We start from the raw sequence: 17,933 nt of genomic DNA on the forward strand, positions 1-17,933 counted from the left end.
CAATGGTATTAATACTGTGGTTCCATTTATAATGGCGCCACTCTTTTTTGCCTGTTGCTAGCTGTCTTTGCTTAAACTAAGGAAAGTATTGAATATTTTTATAAAAAATCTGCTGCCTGCAAGCCGTACTTTTTGGTTATATCATTTGTCCGGATGTTTGCTGGTGGTTTTATCCTATTTTCTGATGCACAGCTACTACGGCAATAATGTTTTTAATCTGACAGTAATGAATGTTATCGGCATGGGGTTGTTTACCCCGACAGCCTTATGTTTTCGCCGTTGTTATATCAAATACCGGTGGCAAGATTTTAATACTGCCAAAATTATTTCACTTGTTTTTATCTATTCGGCCCTGGCGGGTTTGCTGGTGGCGGTGTTGCTGACCCTGGCGACGAAATCTTTTTATTTGGATCCGCAGCTGGCCCGTGTCGGGCCGGATAAAGCCGTTAAAGTGATCCTCAGCCAGCTGGTATTTTTAGCGTTTACCTATCAGGTGATCGCCTGTGGCTGGGGTTTTATTTACAACTATACCGTGGCCAGCCGCCGGGTGCAGGCCGCCTTATTGAATAACCTGCGTTTGCAGAACAGTTTAAAAGATGCCCAGCTGAGCAGTTTAAGCAATCAGCTGAATCCGCATTTTTTATTTAACTCCTTAAACAATATCCGTTTTGTGATCCACGAAAATCAGCAAAAAGCCGATGATATGATCACTAACTTGTCGGAATTGTTAAGGTATTCGCTGGAAACCAGCCAGCATGAGAAAGTCGAGTTGCAACAGGAGCTGGCCATTATTGAGCAATTTATCGAGCTTGAGTCTATCCAGCTGGAGCAGCGGCTCAACTTTAAGTTACATGATGACAGCCGCTGCGGGTACTATTTAGTGCCGCCGATGACCATACATTTACTGGTGGAAAACGCCATTAAACACGGCATTGAGCTTTTGCCCGAGGGCGGCACCTTATCGCTTGATATTACAGTGCTTAAGCAGCAGCTGGTCTTTACGGTAACCAATGACAAACCTTTAAGCTACCAAGTGTTAAAGCCCGGTACAAAAATCGGTCTGGATAATATCAGGCAAAGGTTACGCCTGCTTTATGGCGATCAGGCAAGTTTAGAGGTTGATAACGGCGAAACAGTATTTATCGCCAAGATGATAATTCCCAGGGAGGCCAGCCATGAAAGCTATCGTGATTGAAGACTCGCGCCTGGCCCGCCAGGGGCTGATCCGCATGTTAAAAGGTTTTCCCGAAATTGACGTGATGGCGGAGGCGGAAAACCCGGCCCGGGCGTTGGTGCTGATAGAGCAACTGCAGCCCGAGCTGCTATTTCTGGATATTCATATGCCGGGGGGCTCCGGGTTTGATTTATTAAATCAGCTGGCGTATTCCCCTAAGGTGATTTTTACCACGGCGTTTTCAGAATATGCGATAAAGTCATTTGAACATCACACCATAGATTATTTATTAAAACCCATCAGTTTCAAACGGCTGGAAACCGCATTGGAGAAATTACAGGATAACGGTGACGAGTTAAAGCAGGGCTTGGCGCCTGAGTCACAGGCAAAACCCGCCATGAAGATGAGCGATAAGATTTTTTTAAAAGATAATGAACAGTGTTACCTGGTGAGCCTGGCCGATATCGATTATTTTGAAAGCTGTAAGAACTACGCCAGGATCTTCTTCGAACAAAAAAAAGCCTTTATTAAAAAATCGTTAAGTGCGATCGAAGCGCGTTTACCCGGGCAGTATTTTTTCCGGGTCAACCGCCAATATATCGTGAATTTAAATGGGGTTAAGGCAATAGAAGAAGCGATTGGCGAGGGTTATCTCATTACCATGAACGACGGCAAAGTGCTGGATATCTCAAGAAGAAATGCGAGCTTATTAAAAGAGCGTCTCAGTTTTTAGCAACGGGCTTTCTATCTAAGCCTTGCCTGTTATTTTGACGCTTTTTTGGCATAAAAAAAGCCCGCATCCGGGCTTTTTATCTGCAGGGTTCTCCTGGTTGTAAGCTGTTGCCGTCAATTGACTCCTGCCCCGGTTATTTTCTGATATCAAACTCCTGGCTGAATAACTTCTCATAAGGGCTGGGTTCTTTGATCTCTTCCTGACCTCTTTGTTGAGGGTACATGGCTTGTTCGCCATTGGATAAGTAACGTATTTGCACATCCGCCTGGGTAAAGTCGGTGATCTTGTGGCAGTAACCTATGCGTTTGAACAAGGCGTTACCAAAGCCGTAAACCGGGCCGAAGCGGCCATTGTCTCCCCATTCGTTCCAGTGGCCGGCGCCAAGATTGTTGCGGGAGCTGGTGACGATATCGAAGGTCATGCCGTCATTGCCCTTACCGCCCCAGAAGTTGCCGACCATTTTGACGCTGTCTCCTTCCTGGGAGTAATGGCCGTGCCAGTTGGGATAGGTGGTGGAGTACCACTTGCCCCGGATATGGGTGCCGACTACGGCATAAGGCAGGTAGCAAATGTTCTGGGTGGCCCATTGGGTGTGTCCGGGGGCACTGTCGTTGTAGAAGGTGATTGACCAGAGGTTGCCCAAATCATAAACATTAGGATCATGCTTGGGGTAGGCCATTGAGCTATGTGCGGTAATCAGTAGGGATGCCGCAATAAAGGTTTTTACTAAAGTAGGCGTTTTCATTATCTGACTTCCTTTATGCCTCAAATTGATCATCACCCAGTTCAGGTCGAGGCATAGGACCTGGACTGAGACAAAGATACTGTTAACTGAAATTATTCATTGTTGATTGTGTTCAAACTGGTTCCGGCAGATTTCGCTGCTTTTAATTATCTAGGTGCAGGCAGGGTTGTTTTTATCTCATGTGTTATTTGCTGTTGTTGCCGTAAAATGGCCTTTGGTGGTGAAGCTTTTTGTTATTTCTGGGAAAAATTTTTTGTGATTGTTTTCTTGCTCAACAGGGCGGTATCTGCCGGAGTTTTATAACAGCAGCCGGGGCGTTATTTGCTTCCCGGCTGCTTTATTGCTGTTAACGCCGTTATAAAAAATATTCCGGGGCATCCGGGATCACGATTCTGGATATGTCATGGCGCAACTCAGGCGGAATAAGCAAGTCGTGTTCTAAATAAACCACGGCATCGCCTGTCTGGGGATGGAGGGAGAGTTCAATGTCGTCATCGAATATCTCATTAAAAAGTGCGAGATCGCCGCTGATGGATTGATTGACATCGGCCCGGTTGACGGTAAACCCCAGCGACTGAAAATGCTCTGAGACCTTTTCAAAAGAGGCGATAAAGGGGGTTGGTGTTTCAACTCGCTCGCACGCGAGGATTGAGTTCGATGGTACTGCTTTTTTCCTGTCATCGGGAAAAAACATAATAACGGCGGAGATTGTGTCAGTCATGGGTCTGTACCTCAGCTATGAATCGAAAATGCACGGCATTGTCAGGGGCTTAAATGTCCTCAGGCATAAGCACCGGCCATGTCTAGTTAGTGTTGCTACAGCTCCATTTATCTCACCCTGGCAATAAACTGATAAACAGATGCTGGGAATTGCCGGCCGTTTTTCTCCGGGCCGGGAAGATAATGGCTTGCCCTAAGTGATTTGAGCCCTCAAACTTTTCTTTAAAAGTGAAAGTAATCTACGCTATGTAGATGAAAAAATATCTTTCTAAGAAATGGGGCAAACATTTGGCTGTCTCTCTGGTTTTAGTGAGTTATTTACTTTTGCTTATATGGGGAAGGCAGGCACAAGCCCTTGATCAGTTAGCCGCCCGGTCACTGGAGCCAGGCATAGCATATAGCGGCATAGTAGGGGACCGGGACAGCTATTTTTTCTCCCTGGCCAGCTCCCAGGCGATCTTGCTGGAGGTCAGCCAGCCCAACACCGACGTCAAACTTGTGTTATCCGACAGTTCTTTTTCTCCTGCTAAACATGTGTTTGCCGCCAGTATCCCGGCAAGAAACTGGCTGGAGGAAAAAGTGCTGGTCAGCGCCGAGCTTTGCCGCCGCTGTCTGCTGCAGCTTGTTCCTGTCAATAATGCCGATAAATCAGGTTCTTATACTTTAACGGCGAGAAGCTTGTCCTCAGATCGCCATCAGGGGGAAATTGACTTTGCTGCGGTGATGACCCGGGCGGCAATCACCTGGCTTAAAGTTGATGAACAGCAGGCAAACTTTAACCAGGTATTTAAGCTTTATCTCAAGGCCATTGCTTTGGCTGATAATGTTACTGCCGTTAATTTTGAAATGGAAAATGCCAAGGTCAGAAGTTTATACCTGGCCTCCCAGGCGGCCCATTGGCTCGGTAATTATCAGGTGCAGCAGGAGTTTGTTACCAGGGTGATTGAGTTGAGTGAAGATGATCGGGACCAATACCGGTTAAACGCCATCTTCGATTTAGGGGTCATAGCTTATGAAAATAAGCAGTTTGAACTCTCAATCGATTATTTAACCCGGGCCCGGGAATTGGCACAACTGCAGGGACATCAGTTAATGCAGGCAAAAATTTTAAGCCGCCTGGGGTTGATTGCCGGGGGAGAAGGACGGCAGGGGGAGGCCGGACAATATTTTGAACAGGCTTATCAGGTCTTTATTTCTTCGGGAGACTGGCGAAGTACGATTGAAGGTTTGATCAACCTTGGCTGGTCTAATCTTCATCACGGCAGCCTGGGGTTGGCGCTCAATTATTATCATCAGGCAAGATCTTTTGCCGCCAAGGCGGAGTTGCCGAACCTGGAAGCCCAGGCATTGATCGGCATCGGCAGCAGCTATGGACGCATGGGAGATATAGATCAGGCCATCAGCTTTATTGATCAGGCATTAACGCAGAGTGTGAAATTTTCCTATGTTTTTTTTCATGCCCGGGCGCTCCAGGCGAAGGCGCAGATATTGTTAAATGCCGGCATGTTTGAGCTGGCCGGGGACGTATTTGAAGAGGCATACCTGGCTTATGGCAAGGTAAATGCCGTGGCGGATCAAATCAATATCCGCTATTTCCTGGGTAAGGTACACAATAGCCTTGGCAGCTACGCAAAAGCAGAAGCTTATTACCGGGAAGTACTGGCTTATGATAAACAAACCGGCAATCAGCTGGATATCGGCAGCGGTTATAACCGGCTGGCGGAAACGGCGCTTGAGCAAAAGCATTATGCCCGGGCGCTGGCCTATCAGCAGCAGGCACTCGATTATTTACAGGATGCCGACGACAGTCATGTCAAAGGCCGGCTTTATAGCCAATCCGCCCTGGTATATTTTTTCAATGGCTTAACCGATGAGTCATCAGCTTATTTTCACCGGGCCAGACAGCTGCAGCAAAAACTCAAGGATTATGCCGGCTTGATCACCACAGGTTATCGTATGGCGATAGCTGAGGCGGCTAATGGCAATAAAAAGCAGGCGGTGGAGGCGCTTGATCAGGCGATTGCCTATATTCAACAGCAGCAGCAACATGTCAGCCGTGGCGATCTCAGGCGCAGTTTTCTGGCGCAACAACAAAAAATCATCGGTTTGCAAATCGGGCTGATGCGCGATACCCGCGCGGATGCGATTAAGACACTTGAGTTATCGGAAATGTTCCGCTCGCAAACATTAAACGAATGGTTAAGGGATCTCAGTGAAGCCAAACCTGTCCCTCCCGAGCTGGCAAAAAGCAGGGCCGAGTTGCAGCAAACCCTGCAGTCGCAGGTCATCAGTTATCACCAGCTCGCGGATGCCGTCAGCCGGGAGCAGATCATCCGGGAGACCAGAAAAACCGCCTATCAGTTACAGCAGCTGGAAGCGGCCTTTCAAACGGGTAAAGCCGATGATAAACCTCGGGAAATTAAATCCGCGGATATTCGGCAGATACAGCAGGGCTTAGATCTCAATTCGCTGATTTTGTATTTTGATACCAATGCCGGTGAAAGCTATTTATGGACGGTGGCTAAAAATAATATAGAGCTTTATAGCCTGCCTTCGAACCAGGTGCTGTCTGATCAGGTGCTGGCGGTGCTGTTGCAGGTACGCGACTCCCCGGGCAGCCGGGATAGCAATCGCAGCAGGCAGCAAAAACAGGCAATTAAGCAACTTTCCGATACCCTGTTTCTCGGCAAGGATATCCGCTGGCAGCAGTATGATAATTTACTGATAGTGCCGGACGGTGCCTTAAACTACCTGCCGCTGTCAATGTTAACCTTGCCCGGACAAGGGGCCTTAGTGGAAAGCAAGCAGGTCAGTTATATGCCTTCTTTGGGGGTATTATCCCAGCTATTAAACCGTGAAGTGCAAAGCCGTGAGGACAGTAAAATTTTGCTGCTGGCCAATCCGGCAATGTTGCAAGCGGGTAAAGCCCATGAGGAGTTTGCCCGGGTGCGGGCCGGGTTTGAAACCGGCGAATTGCCCTATACCGAAAAAGAAGCAAATTCTATTATTGAAATTGCCGGCAACCGGGTATCCCTGCTAAGCCGGAAAAATGCCAGTAAAAGCCAGTTGCAGGCCCTGGCGCTTGCAGACTATCAGATCATCCACTTTGCCACTCACGGCCTGGCCAGTACCGACGAACCTGCCCTGGCGGGCCTGGTACTTTCCAATGCCTTATCCGACGATAATTTGTTGCTGGCCCCTGAGATCATTAACCTTGATATCAATGCCGAACTTGTGGTGTTAAGCGGTTGTGAAACCGCCCTGGGCCGGTTGATTGACGGGGAAGGATTGCAGGGGCTGAGCCGGGTGTTTTTTGAAGCGGGCACCAGGCGGGTGGTGGCCAGTTTATGGTCGGTTCAGGACGATGCCACGGCGAAGCTGATGGGGGCTTTTTACCAGTTTTTGCTTAAAGATAAAAAAGCCCCCGGGGAAGCGTTACGCCTGGCCAAGTTGGAGGTGAAAAACTACCAACGTAAGAACCGGCAAAAGCCCTGGAAAGACCCCTTCTATTGGGCCGGATTTGTACTGCAGGGGCCGGGAGGTACCTGGTTTGACTGAATTGAGTGAAGCAGAAGTTGCCCGGAGCCTGGTGGCTCGGATATTAAACGGCGAGGCGGCAGCAGAAACCGAGATGGTGCAGCGCTATAACCGGGGTCTTGTTTTTATGCTGAACCACAGGGCAAGAAACCACGCCCTGGCAGAAGATCTGGCGCAGGAAACCTGGCGTATCGTGATTGAAAAAGTGCGTGGCGGGGATCTTAAGGATCCATCCAAACTGGCAGCCTTTATTGTCCAGACAGGTAAAAACCAGTTATTGATGATCTACCGGGGCAGCCATCATAAAAAAACCACCACGGAAGTGGACACCGCACAAAGCCTTGATCCCGCCAGCCAGCCCCAGCTGATTATCGAACGTTATAACACCGCCTTGATTGTCAGGAAGCTGGTGGATGAAATGAAAACGCCGCGGGACAGGGAGCTGATCTTGAGGTTCTATATTAAAGAAGAAGAGAAGCAGCAAATTTGTCAGGATCTGGGATTAAACGAGCTTCATTTTAACCGGGTATTGTTCAGGGCACGCCAGCGGTTTAAGCAGCTTTGGAATGAATATGTTGAGGCCGGAGCCGACCCTTAAGAAAAAATATTACCCGGGGTGGGATAACCGGCTTCCTGCCTGCACTAATATTGCGAAGTAAGTCCAAACCGGAGTGGAGGGCTATATGAAAACTGCCAGATTGGAAGAAGAACAGCTGATAGAAAGATATATTCTACGGCAAATGACAGAGGAAGAAGCCTCTGAATTTGAAGCTTTTTATTTGTCTAACCAGGAATGCCTGGATCAACTGGAATTAGCACAGAGGTTATTCCAGGGACTCGAAATGATTGCCGAAGCACCCGATGTTGTGCCTGAGCCTAAGGTTACACAGATCAGCAGCCATAAAAGCTGGTGGCAGCGTCAGGTACCCGCCTGGTCATTGGCGGCAAGCCTGTTGTTAGCGATTTTGCCTTCGGGTTATCTCTATCATACGCTTTCGCAGCAAAGTTTTCCCGACAGTCATATTTCTGTCATTAATCTTCCGCTGTCGGAGCTGCGGGGGGCAGAGCAGGCGATAACCGTTAAACGCGATGACAAACAGGTGATATTGTCGGCCTATATAGATACCGACATCACAACGATGGACTTCCCTTTATATGGTTTTCAGCTAAGTAAAGGGGATGCACAAGAGCCGGTGTGGCAGCTTGAGGATTTGCAGTTAACCAATGATGGTATGTTGTATATAGATTTAGGGAAAAACTACCTTCAAGCAGGCCGCTATCAATTTAACTTGTTTGGTCTCGAAGGCGGTGAGCGACAGGTATTACTTAAATCCGGGTTATTGGACGTAAGTCGTTAAGATTGAAGCTGTATGACGGGTTATTACCGGTAACCCCTGCCGCCAATGGCGGCAGCTACTATGAAAGGTGCCTTAACAGGCAACAAGCGGAGGTTATATGTTAGTAAGAGAAGGTGTCAGATCTGGCTGGTTCGATGATGTGATCCGGCATATGAGAAGGATCTTTTCACCCAGGACACGCACAGAAACAAGCCGGGAAGAACTGGTCGAACGGCTGGATAAACTTGAGTTGAAAGTTACTATTTCCAATGATGCTGAACTCAGGGGGCAAAGTTTTAGATTCAGGAAGGCGCGTGGCCCGAATCGAACCCTGGATATCGATATTGTCTTTGCCGGGGAAAGGTTGTACCGCAAGGAAAACAGAACCGAGTTGAGCGCAAACGGCAAAGAGATCAAGATTATTTATAATTTTCAATATGAAGATGATGACAAGCAACATAGCTTGATCATGTGGATTATAGATCCCGAAAGCCAATGGTTTTTTTATTTTCTTGAACATGACAAGCATCATGAACACCCGGAAGGCCACGAGGCTATGGTGTCCCACGGGCATTCTGCTACGGGTGGCGGCGGCAGGGAATATTAGCCGGGAGCTAAAAATAGCAGGTATTGTCGCTGCCGTTAATATCTGTCGGCCAGGTTTGCCTTATTGCCATGGCTCTGGCTATTGGCACAGGCAATAAGGTAAATCAAAATCAGCTTTCCGGCTATGCCCTGGTGATGATCTCGACCAGCAGCCGGAGGCGGGGCAAAGATATTGCCGAAGCTGGCGGTGAGCTCGCCGATATCGTCAAAGGTAAACGCCTGTATTTTTTCTGATGGTTTCGGCGTGGCCAAAAGCGGCTTTTTCCGTTACTGGTTGCGCTTGGTTTGTTAATTGCCTGTTATCAGTTCTATCGGTGTCCAGTGATATTTCCTGAGTCATAATTTTAAGTCTTTTAGACGGCGACGGATAAATAGTTATTTGTAATGTGTTAATTTATAGAGATTTTACGATGGTTTTTGTTTTATTATTTTGCAGGCTAAAACCAGTTAACTAATCTCTATGAGTTTTTGATGATAATAAAAAATAACACTTTACTTTGTTTGCTATTAACCCTGGCGGTCACGGTTTCAAATACTGGCGTGTCGGCGCATACTTTGACAGCGGATTTTGGGGAAAAAGCGAGTTTTGATGTTTTGCATTATGATGCCAGCTTAACGCCTGATTTGATTGAAAAGGCCATTGATGGCCGGGTGACTGTGACGGCAAAAAAACTCTCCGGGGGAAAAGGGCCGCTGGTATTATCGGCAAAGTATAAAACAGCCATTAAAGTCACATCGGATGATGTCAAACTGAGTTATCAGATCCTTGATGATGATTTGGTGATTAATTTTCACTCGCCGTTAACTGTTGACCAAAGATTTTCCGTGGATATTGAGTATCATGCAGCCCCTAAGCGGGGAATGCGTTTTTATCCGGATCATATGTTTACCGTTTACCATACCGGGAACTGGCTGGTCTCCCATGCTGATATTGCCGATAAAGCCAGTTTTGATTTGACTCTGGTGCATGATAAAAAATTAAAAACCATAGGCAATGGCCACCTGGTTTCACAAAAGCCGGCAGCGGCAGGAAAAGTGTATAGTCACTGGCAGCAGCAGACCCCCATTCCCCTTTATACTTTTGGTTTTGCCCTGGGAGAATTTCTGCAGCAAAGTACAGCTTATAACAATCAGGCGGTGAATTTTTTCTATCGCCCGGTACAGCTTTCAGGTTTGAACAGGGAAAAGATCAAAGATGTTTTTGCCGATGTGCCTGATATGGTGCGTTTTTTTGAAGAAAAATCTGCTATTGCGCTGCCCAACAAACAATACAGCTATGTCGTAGTGCCGGGGACTGTCGCCCAGGAAGCCGCCGGTTTTAGTATGGTGGGTGAAAAGTTTGCCCATACCGTGCTTGAACAGCCGGGAGAAAACTGGTTTATTGCCCATGAGCTGGCGCATGAGTGGTGGGGCAACAGCATTACCTGTGCCGGTTTTTCCCATTTCTGGTTAAATGAAGGTTTGGTACAGTTTATGGTGGCAGCCTACCAGCAGCACCTTTTTGGCGAGCAGGCCTACCACAGGGAAATCAAGCTTGCCCTGGCCCGGGTAAAGAAAGTGGTCGCAAAAGGGCGTAATGCTCCCCTGGCCTTTGATACGGAAATTGCCGAGCAGGATATTAACCATAGCATCGTTTACAATAAAGGCGCACTGGTGTTTTACCTGCTCAGGGAAAAGTTGGGGGAGCAACATTTCTGGCAGGCGTTAAAAGCCTATAGTCTTGCTTTTGCCGGAAAATCCGTAGTGACAGATGATTTAAAGCAGGTTTTTGAGCAGGTTTCAGGGAGTAACCTCTCACCGTTTTTTCAACGCTGGGTTTATGGGGAAGAGATCCCTGTGATTAAATTCTGATAACCTCTGGCTTGCTATTTTGCCCGTTACCGGCCGGCGGAAGCTAAGTTTGGCGGTAAACTTAGCTTTATTTGTTAAGGAAGTTAGCTGGCGTTGGCGATAACTTCCTGGCCAAAAGTTGACAGATACTTTAATAAGTTATTCAGTTGCCCATTCGCGGTTTGGTTTGTTTTTTCGAAATCAAAATTCAGGCCGACTTCACAGACAAGTTCATGATTATCATAAGATTCTGCTTCATTGATTCTGACGATACGGCCCATTAATGACTTGAACTCAACATCAAGTAATTCCACGTCTTCAAATTCAATATCCAGGGTGAACTCGCCAAATAAGCGGATATTGTCGTTGTAGGGAAGCCTTATTAATATGCCGGTTTTGCTGATATTCAGGGCTTCTGCGGCTAAAGTGGTTTTAGCCGAATTTAAGGTCAGTTTGTGCATGGGCAGGCAGGCGTGGCGGGCACATTCGCGCCGGTCACTGCCGTGCCAGGATTTTCTGATGGCTTCTTCCAGTTTTTCCGAAGAAAAAGGTTTGGTCAGGTAGTGATTGGCGCCTTTTTGGATGGCTCTTAAGACAAAACTCCTCTCGCCGTGGGTAGTCATCATGATAAAGGGCATATCCTGAAACTTTGGTGTTTTTCTTATTTTCAGCAATAATTCTTCGCCATTCATTTTCGGCATTTCCCAGTCGGAAATAACGATATCGATTTTTTCGGTTGCCAGGACATTGATGGCATCTTTACCATCGCAAGCGTCAAATATCTTCTCGGCACCTAATTTATGCCGGAGTGCTTTATGCATTATTTTTCGCACTGTCGGGCAGTCATCGACCACCAGAAAGTTGACATTTCTCACTAGACCTCTCCTGTGTTCATTCTATTCTTCAGATAGAATATTTTAGTTAGCTTTTAAAGAATTGTCAGTCGCACCTTTTAAATTTATCCGTAGTTTAAGCTGCTCAAAGTAGTAAAAGGGAGACTGTTTTTTAGTTGTAACATATTGATTGTTAATGACCTTCCGATATCCTTGTTTGGTTGCGTCCCGCTTGCTTTGCCCGGTAGAGGGCGCTGTCGGCAGCCAGCATCAGCTGGGTTCTCTGGGTGGCCGATTTCGCCCGGTAAATACTGGCGCCGGCACTGGCGGTCACGATATCGGCGATATCAGACGAGGGGTGGGGAATATTCAGTGCGGCTATTGCCGGACAGACTTCCCTGATATGCCGGTTTAAGGTTTCCAGATCCCCGTCTTGCTGATAAAAGACCATCAGGAACTCTTCCCCGCCAAAGCGTACCACCAGATCATTTTCATTTCTTCTTTGCGACAGTAAATCAGCAGATACCGCCATCAGGCATTGATCACCCACCAGGTGCCCCAGGCTGTCGTTATAACGCTTGAAATAGTCTATATCGAGTATGATCAAAGCTAACAAGCCGTCATTGTCATCGGCTTTTGTCATTAACTGGTTGAGTTTTTCATCGAAACCGTGGCGGTTGTAAAGTCCGGTGAGCTGGTCTGTTAGTGCTAATTTTTTCAGCAGGGAATAGCTAAAGTAATCATTTTTGGTTTTACGATCATTGTTCCAGCTGTGCCAGCTGCCGGCGAGATTAAAAATCCCCAGGTAGACGGCACCATAAACCAGCTTTTCATCCGGCCACTCCAGGGCATAAGCCAGCAGCAGGTAACCCAGGGAGATTAATATGCCGCACCAGGTTTTATGTTTTTGGAAGAAACCCGGAATGATGTAGAGGATAAAGGTATACAGCAATAAGCCGTCAACCCTGAGGCTGTGACCTATCTGGCTGTACTGATAGATATTATAAAGAATGCTGATCCCGATAAAAAAGGCGGTAATAAAACACCAGAAATCAAATCTTTTAATAAATTCATCAGAATAACAGCAATAATAGAGCCAGGCCAACGGAGGAAAAGTCAATATTGCCCGGGACCATAAGATATTGGCGGTAGCCGGATGTTGCCAGCCGAGAAACAGCAGATCCCAAATCATAAAAATAAACAGCGCCACCAGGGTCAGTATGATGGCAGAGCGTTTGGCATCCTGTTGGCTGTTATTGTAATTAAGTAAAAAGTCCTGTTCATTCAGGCCCTTTTGATCAGATTTCTTATTCATATTTATGTTTATAACATTTTGCTTACCCGTGCAGAAGTAATTATTTTTCCCCGATGATGTTCTTCCATTTTTATCCGGGATCCTCAGTATAGCGGTTGTGGTAAGCGAGGATGGAGCGGCCTATGAGGCATGTTTTGATCCAGATCACATAAAGAAAGATAAGAGCTTTTATTCAAGTCTTGCTGATAATATAGTACAACTGGAACTAAGTATGTGTTTTCAAAAGGAAGTTAAATGTTTCTGCAGTTATCGATAGCTCAAAAAATTCATGCGGTATTGGTTGGCATTGCCCTGGTCCTTTTAAGTGCGACCATTTTTTTCTTTTACCACGATGAAAAGGATTTAGCGGAAGGTTTTGTGACCCAAAACCTGGAAAGTACGGCACTAAATTATTTTGATTCCGTTAATATCATGATGTTAACCGGGACGATTGCTAACCGAAAAATCATCCAGGATAAGATACTGACTCAGGAAGGCATAGTAGAAGCACGTATTATCCGGGCCCCTAAAGTGGTGGAGATGTTCGGCGAAGGATTTAGCGATCAAGGCGCGACCACGGAATTTGAACGCCAGGGCCTGGCGGGAGTAAAGGCCTTTAATTCGATTGAGCGCGACGGCAAGCCGATGAAAGAATTCATTATGCCGATGCGTGCCAGTGAGAACTATCGCGGCACCGACTGTTTAGCCTGTCACCAGGCCAAGGAAGGTGAGATTTTAGGTGCGGTAAAACTCACTTATGATTTATCCAAGGTTGAAGAAGACATTACCGAGTCCATTATCCATGCGGCTTTAATACAGCTGGCCCTGACCATTATAGGTTTTACCCTGCTCAGCGTGGCCTTGACCCGCCTGGTGTTGTTCCGCTTAAAACGTTTATGTAAGACTATTAAAAGCGTCGAGAAAAATCTTGATTTAAACCAGGATATTAAAGTGCATTTTCCGGATGAGCTTGGGGCGGTGAGCCAGGCGCTGAACAGTATGATGGCTAAATTCAAGGAAAGTTTTTTGGCAATCTCCGAGGCGAATCAGCAGCTTATTGGCTCTGCGACCAAGGTAGATGAGATTTCCACCTTGACCCGGGAGGCGGTCCTGAGCCAGAAAAACGGCACAGATTCGGTAGCCGCGGCCATTAATGAACTGGATGCTTCCGCCAACGAAGTACAGCAAAACACCCAAAGCGCCGCCGATAAGTCGGTATCCGCCAATGAAAGGGCGTCGCAAGGCTTACAGCTGGTCACCGCCGCCAGTGCCGGCATCAACCAGTTACGGGATCAGGTACTGGACAATACCCGGATGATCACCGAGTTAAACGAGAAAACCAAAGAGGTGGGCACGGTACTGGATGTGATCACCGGCATTGCCGAACAAACCAATTTGCTGGCCCTGAATGCGGCAATAGAAGCGGCCAGGGCAGGAGAGCAGGGGCGAGGATTTGCCGTGGTTGCCGATGAGGTACGCTCGCTGGCACTGCGCACCCGGGAGTCAACCGAGCAAATCAAGGCCACCCTGGACAGCTTACAGCGGGAGTCGGGCAATGCCGTAACTTCTATGAATGAAGTGAGCGAACTGGCCCATGAAAAAGCAGAAGATGTGATTAATGTTGCCGACTTGCTCAATGAGATCACCGGACAAATCAAAGAGCTGGATGATTTAAACTGCCAGATTGCCAGCGCCGCCCAACAACAGAATGTTGCCGCCGATGAGATCAATGTTAACGTGGTGCATATCAGTGATGTTGCAGAGCAATCCAGTGAGGATGCCATCAGGGGCAAACAGGTCAGTGAACATTTACTGGAATTGGCTTACGCCTTAAATAAACAGTTGTCTAAATTTAAACTGTAGCGGAGAGTTTTCAGAGTCCGGATAAAACAAAAGCCTCTGCAGGCAGGGGCTTTTGTTGTGCTATGTGTTGCTAAGTATTGAGGTTCATTGCCTTTTCCCTGGCTTGTTACCTCAAGATATTAACTGGTCACATATGGGTTTTCTTATTATTAATAATATCTGTCTTCCCGATTATGAGCCTGAGGATCTTCGATGATTTCCTCAAAATCGACTTCAAAGCTGTTGTTGTTTTCAGTATCAGCCATATAAATAGTACGGGTAGAGCCATCGATCCAGGTGACTGTGCCACTGCCCTTTTTGCTGCCGCACTTCATGCCTATATGAATATCTTTAAATTCCATTGCTCCTCCTTGTTCGTTGGTACACAACAGGTATACCTGCTTAGATTGTTTTAAATGAAATTAGTTCAATAATTGACCACAGCCGAGTTTGGAATGCAACATAAGTTGTGGTTTTTTTAAGCAGTCAACTCTTAAGTATAGAGTAAAATAATCTCAGGTCTAGCCTTTATGACAATCTTATTAAGGTTCAAAGACCTGGCCCAGTACACATGCCCGGCTGGCACCGGTTACCGCCGGGACGTTGCCGGGAATTTTTTTATCAAAAGCAAAAGCCAGCCAGGCAAAGGCCATGGCTTCAAGGGCATCGCTGTCGATATTGAGGGTATCGCTTTGTGCAAGGGTAAAGCCTGTTAACCGGGCGGATAGCAGGGTGGTCAGGTAGCTGTTTTGGCAGCCGCCGCCACACAGATATACGGTGCCGCTTTGGCTTAATGCCTTTATCTCCTGAGCAATAGAATGGGCGGTGAGTGCGGTCAGGCTTGCCTGGATATCGCTGGCGTTAAGCTCAAATGAAGCTAATTTCTGAGCGAGCCAGTCATGATGGAAATGTTCCCGGCCGGTGCTTTTCGGGGCCGGTTTTTGAAAGTAGTCATCGTCGAGCAATGCCGTCAGTAATTTTTCATTGATCTCACCGGAAGCTCCCCACTGGCCATCATCGTCATAACGCCCCTGATGATGTTGCTGGTACCAGCTGTCTAACAGGGCATTGCCCGGACCGGTATCAAATCCGAGCAGGGTTTTATCCTTATTGCCGGGCAAATAGGTGATATTGGCGATGCCGCCGATATTGACGACAAAAATATCTTGTGTGCTACTTGGAAACAGTGCCTGGTGAAAAGCCGGGACTAACGGGGCGCCCTGACCGCCAAGCGCCATGTCTTTGTGCCGGAACTGGCCAATCACCCGGATACCGGTTAATGTTGCCAGGATTTGGCTACAGCCTATTTGCAGGGTAAAAGGAGCCTTGAGTCCCGGACGGTGGCGTATGGTCTGGCCATGATTGCCGATGGCAATAATGTCTTCTGGTGTGAGTTTTTCCCGGCTTAAGAAAGCGGCAACCGCATCGGCGAATATTTGCCCTAAAGAGACGTCTAAAGCAAAGGCCCGGTCAATTTCATTGCTGCCCGGGACATATAAAGCCATGATCTGTTCGCGGATATCTTGCCGGTAAGGCTGATAATATTTAGCTACCAGTCGGGGGGACTGATGGCTAAAGTCCACTAACGCCAAGTCTATACCGTCGGCACTGGTGCCTGACATCAGGCCGATATAGAACTTAGCCTGGCTCATGTTGGTTAGTTTTCCGTGGCTTGCATTGCCAATAATGCCTGCCTGGAGCCGTCAAGCTCTGCCAGGCGTTGTTTGGATATTTGTGCAAATTCATTTTTATATTTCTTCGCGATCGGCTGGGCATCCGGTAACTTCACCGTACGCGGATTGCGGTGCACGCCGTTAACCAGGAATTCATAATGCAGATGCGGTGCCTGCGACATACCGGTGGAGCCGACATAACCTATGACCTGCCCCTGCTTAACCCGCTGGCCTTTTTTCACGGCATGTTTGGAGAAGTGCAAGTATTTGGTGACGATACCGTTGCCGTGCTGGATAAAAACATAATTACCGTTGAACTTGTTATAGGTGGCATGGGTGACCCGGCCATTGCCGGAGGCGACAACCGGGGTGCCTCTTTTGGCGGCATAGTCGGTGCCGTTATGAGACTTCCAGCGTTTCTGGATCGGGTGGAAACGCTTGCGTTTAAAGTTGGAGCTGATGTATTTAAAATTCACCGGTGCCCGCAAAAATGCCTTGCGCATGCTGTTGCCGTCCGGAGAGTAATATTCGCCGTCTTTAAAACGTATTGCCTGGAAGGCCTCGTTCTGGTTGATAAACTCAGCGGCTAAAATATTGCCGGTGCCAATATATTCGCCGTCGACATATTGTTTTTCATAAACGACATGAAAACTGTCGCCGGAGCGGATATCCATGGCGAAGTCGATATCCCAGCCAAAAATATTGGCTAAATTGATGATTTGCCCGTCGGTCATGCCGGCACTCGCGGCGGTATGCCAGAAACTGCTGGAAATAATGCCGTTGGCCATGGCTTCGCGTATTTCCACTTCTTTGACATCTGTAGTGGAGTGGTAGCTATCGTCTTTTAATGTGACTGCCAAAGTCTTGATTTTCGAGAGCGGATATTCAAGCGCTACCAAAGTGCCGTTATTATCACTGCCCAGGCGTAAATTGTCGCCGACCTTAATTTTTTTCAGCAGCTTAGTATTTTTTCCTTTGGCGTTGATCACTTTATGGGTAACCGAAGCACCGTAGCCGGCACGTTTTAATATTTTTGCCAGGGAGTCGCCGTTGCGTACCTTGGCCGTCTGCCAGGAGATTTTTGCTGTTTGCACCTCGCTTGCTGATTTTTTCGCCGGTAAAGCTTGCTCCTGAGGTAAAAACGGACCTACGCTGCCGGCAGGATAAAGGTTTGCAGCGGTAGTCGTTGTCGCCGGCGCTTTAGGGGCCGGGGCTTGTGTTATTTGCTTTTGTTCGCTGACATTATTTTCAGCCGTCACCTTAGGGGTAGTCTGGCTTTTTTCTGAAGGGGCCGAATTGACCAGTTCTAATTCCTGGCCGGGCACATTCACCTGGTAACGTTTGCCTACCTGCAGGGTATTAGCGTTGTTTTGGCGGCTGGCAGTGGCTTTTTCTGAGGGAATAAACAAGACCAGCATTAAAATAATACTGAAGGAGCTAATAATAACTTTGTGTTTCTTGGGGAGTTCTAAATACAAATTCTTTATATTATTCAAGAGATTACTGCTTCGTCTGTTGTTCGTTTACTATCCTGTAATCCTAACTATACCAAAAAATAACGCAGGAAACAGCTATAGGGTTTTATCCTAAGGGAAAATTGCAGTAGAAT

The 17,933-nt window shown here is 47.3% G+C and carries 16 protein-coding genes; 9 read left to right on the forward strand and 7 right to left on the reverse strand.

Annotation, left to right across the window (positions count from 1 at the left end; translation table 11 throughout):
• The first annotated feature begins 88 nt into the window (after window positions 1–88).
• Window positions 89–1,195, forward strand: coding sequence for a histidine kinase (locus tag QL234_RS21305; RefSeq protein WP_281559785.1), 1,107 nt, complete (start codon window positions 89–91; stop codon window positions 1,193–1,195).
• Complete coding sequence (locus QL234_RS21310) at window positions 1,176–1,907, forward strand: LytTR family DNA-binding domain-containing protein (protein WP_281559786.1); 732 nt, start codon at window positions 1,176–1,178, stop codon at window positions 1,905–1,907. Before QL234_RS21305 ends, QL234_RS21310 begins: the two co-directional genes overlap by 20 nt.
• Before the next feature lie 133 nt (window positions 1,908–2,040).
• Here QL234_RS21310 and QL234_RS21315 read toward each other — a convergent pair whose 3' ends face one another.
• Together QL234_RS21315 and QL234_RS21320 are read right to left on the reverse strand one after the other, a co-directional pair.
• Window positions 2,041–2,652: a hypothetical protein gene (locus tag QL234_RS21315; protein ID WP_281559787.1), complete on the reverse strand. Its 612-nt coding sequence runs from the start codon at window positions 2,650–2,652 to the stop codon at window positions 2,041–2,043.
• A 355-nt stretch (window positions 2,653–3,007) separates the two neighbouring features.
• Window positions 3,008–3,373 carry a hypothetical protein gene (locus tag QL234_RS21320; RefSeq protein ID WP_281559788.1) on the reverse strand — a complete coding sequence of 122 codons (366 nt, stop codon included), beginning with the start codon at window positions 3,371–3,373 and terminating at the stop codon, window positions 3,008–3,010.
• A 251-nt stretch (window positions 3,374–3,624) separates the two neighbouring features.
• Between QL234_RS21320 and QL234_RS21325 the strand changes: the two genes are divergently transcribed.
• The 6 genes from QL234_RS21325 (at window position 3,625) to QL234_RS21350 (ending at window position 10,703) form a co-directional block, all read left to right on the forward strand.
• Entirely contained in the window at window positions 3,625–6,930 is a 3,306-nt protein-coding gene (locus QL234_RS21325; RefSeq protein WP_281559789.1) for a CHAT domain-containing protein, read from the forward strand.
• Window positions 6,923–7,507, forward strand: coding sequence for a sigma-70 family RNA polymerase sigma factor (locus QL234_RS21330; protein ID WP_281559790.1), 585 nt, complete (start codon window positions 6,923–6,925; stop codon window positions 7,505–7,507). The genes QL234_RS21325 and QL234_RS21330 overlap by 8 nt, the downstream gene beginning before the upstream one ends.
• 85 nt (window positions 7,508–7,592) lie before the next feature.
• Window positions 7,593–8,267 carry a hypothetical protein gene (locus QL234_RS21335; protein ID WP_281559791.1) on the forward strand — a complete coding sequence of 225 codons (675 nt, stop codon included), beginning with the start codon at window positions 7,593–7,595 and terminating at the stop codon, window positions 8,265–8,267.
• Between the two features lie 97 nt (window positions 8,268–8,364).
• Entirely contained in the window at window positions 8,365–8,853 is a 489-nt protein-coding gene (locus QL234_RS21340; protein WP_281559792.1) for a hypothetical protein, read from the forward strand.
• Between the two features lie 68 nt (window positions 8,854–8,921).
• Entirely contained in the window at window positions 8,922–9,086 is a 165-nt protein-coding gene (locus QL234_RS21345; RefSeq protein ID WP_281559793.1) for a hypothetical protein, read from the forward strand.
• 237 nt (window positions 9,087–9,323) lie between these two features.
• A complete protein-coding gene (locus tag QL234_RS21350; RefSeq protein WP_281559794.1) occupies window positions 9,324–10,703 on the forward strand; it encodes a M1 family metallopeptidase in 1,380 nt (459 codons plus the stop codon).
• Between the two features lie 83 nt (window positions 10,704–10,786).
• Here QL234_RS21350 and QL234_RS21355 read toward each other — a convergent pair whose 3' ends face one another.
• Both QL234_RS21355 and QL234_RS21360 read right to left on the reverse strand, forming a co-directional pair.
• Entirely contained in the window at window positions 10,787–11,557 is a 771-nt protein-coding gene (locus QL234_RS21355; protein ID WP_281559795.1) for a response regulator, read from the reverse strand.
• A gap of 151 nt (window positions 11,558–11,708) precedes the next feature.
• Window positions 11,709–12,830 (reverse strand): GGDEF domain-containing protein, encoded by a 1,122-nt coding sequence (locus QL234_RS21360; protein ID WP_281559796.1) that lies wholly within the window; start codon window positions 12,828–12,830, stop codon window positions 11,709–11,711.
• A 234-nt stretch (window positions 12,831–13,064) separates the two neighbouring features.
• Here QL234_RS21360 and QL234_RS21365 point away from each other — a divergent pair, with 234 nt between their 5' ends.
• Complete coding sequence (locus QL234_RS21365) at window positions 13,065–14,672, forward strand: methyl-accepting chemotaxis protein (protein ID WP_281559797.1); 1,608 nt, start codon at window positions 13,065–13,067, stop codon at window positions 14,670–14,672.
• Between the two features lie 149 nt (window positions 14,673–14,821).
• Here the strand turns inward: QL234_RS21365 and QL234_RS21370 are convergent, their stop codons facing one another.
• From QL234_RS21370 to QL234_RS21380, 3 genes are all read right to left on the reverse strand, one after another.
• Window positions 14,822–15,013, reverse strand: a complete 192-nt coding sequence (locus tag QL234_RS21370; protein ID WP_044834986.1) for a hypothetical protein — start codon at window positions 15,011–15,013, stop codon at window positions 14,822–14,824.
• Window positions 15,014–15,193: 180 nt separating this feature from the next.
• Window positions 15,194–16,303 (reverse strand): anhydro-N-acetylmuramic acid kinase, encoded by a 1,110-nt coding sequence (locus QL234_RS21375; protein WP_281559798.1) that lies wholly within the window; start codon window positions 16,301–16,303, stop codon window positions 15,194–15,196.
• Between the two features lie 5 nt (window positions 16,304–16,308).
• On the reverse strand, window positions 16,309–17,820 hold the full coding sequence (locus QL234_RS21380) for a peptidoglycan DD-metalloendopeptidase family protein (RefSeq protein WP_348650727.1): 1,512 nt from the start codon (window positions 17,818–17,820) through the stop codon (window positions 16,309–16,311).
• Window positions 17,821–17,933: the final 113 nt, after the last annotated feature.

The organism is Thalassomonas sp. RHCl1 (assembly GCF_947387555.1).
In the GTDB taxonomy this organism is placed as follows: Bacteria; Pseudomonadota; Gammaproteobacteria; order Enterobacterales; family Alteromonadaceae; genus Thalassomonas.

Bases quoted from the DNA above. Each gene is read 5' to 3' on its own strand.
- QL234_RS21310 (WP_281559786.1), top strand. From the start codon at position 1,176: ATGAAAGCTATCGTGATTGAAGACTCGCGCCTGGCCCGCCAGGGGCTG.
- QL234_RS21315 (WP_281559787.1), bottom strand. From the start codon at position 2,652: ATGAAAACGCCTACTTTAGTAAAAACCTTTATTGCGGCATCCCTACTG.
- QL234_RS21320 (WP_281559788.1), bottom strand. From the start codon at position 3,373: ATGACTGACACAATCTCCGCCGTTATTATGTTTTTTCCCGATGACAGG.
- QL234_RS21325 (WP_281559789.1), top strand. From the start codon at position 3,625: ATGAAAAAATATCTTTCTAAGAAATGGGGCAAACATTTGGCTGTCTCT.
- QL234_RS21335 (WP_281559791.1), top strand. From the start codon at position 7,593: ATGAAAACTGCCAGATTGGAAGAAGAACAGCTGATAGAAAGATATATT.
- QL234_RS21340 (WP_281559792.1), top strand. From the start codon at position 8,365: ATGTTAGTAAGAGAAGGTGTCAGATCTGGCTGGTTCGATGATGTGATC.
- QL234_RS21345 (WP_281559793.1), top strand. From the start codon at position 8,922: ATGGCTCTGGCTATTGGCACAGGCAATAAGGTAAATCAAAATCAGCTT.
- QL234_RS21350 (WP_281559794.1), top strand. From the start codon at position 9,324: ATGATAATAAAAAATAACACTTTACTTTGTTTGCTATTAACCCTGGCG.
- QL234_RS21360 (WP_281559796.1), bottom strand. From the start codon at position 12,830: ATGAATAAGAAATCTGATCAAAAGGGCCTGAATGAACAGGACTTTTTA.
- QL234_RS21365 (WP_281559797.1), top strand. From the start codon at position 13,065: ATGTTTCTGCAGTTATCGATAGCTCAAAAAATTCATGCGGTATTGGTT.
- QL234_RS21370 (WP_044834986.1), bottom strand. From the start codon at position 15,013: ATGGAATTTAAAGATATTCATATAGGCATGAAGTGCGGCAGCAAAAAG.
- QL234_RS21375 (WP_281559798.1), bottom strand. From the start codon at position 16,303: ATGAGCCAGGCTAAGTTCTATATCGGCCTGATGTCAGGCACCAGTGCC.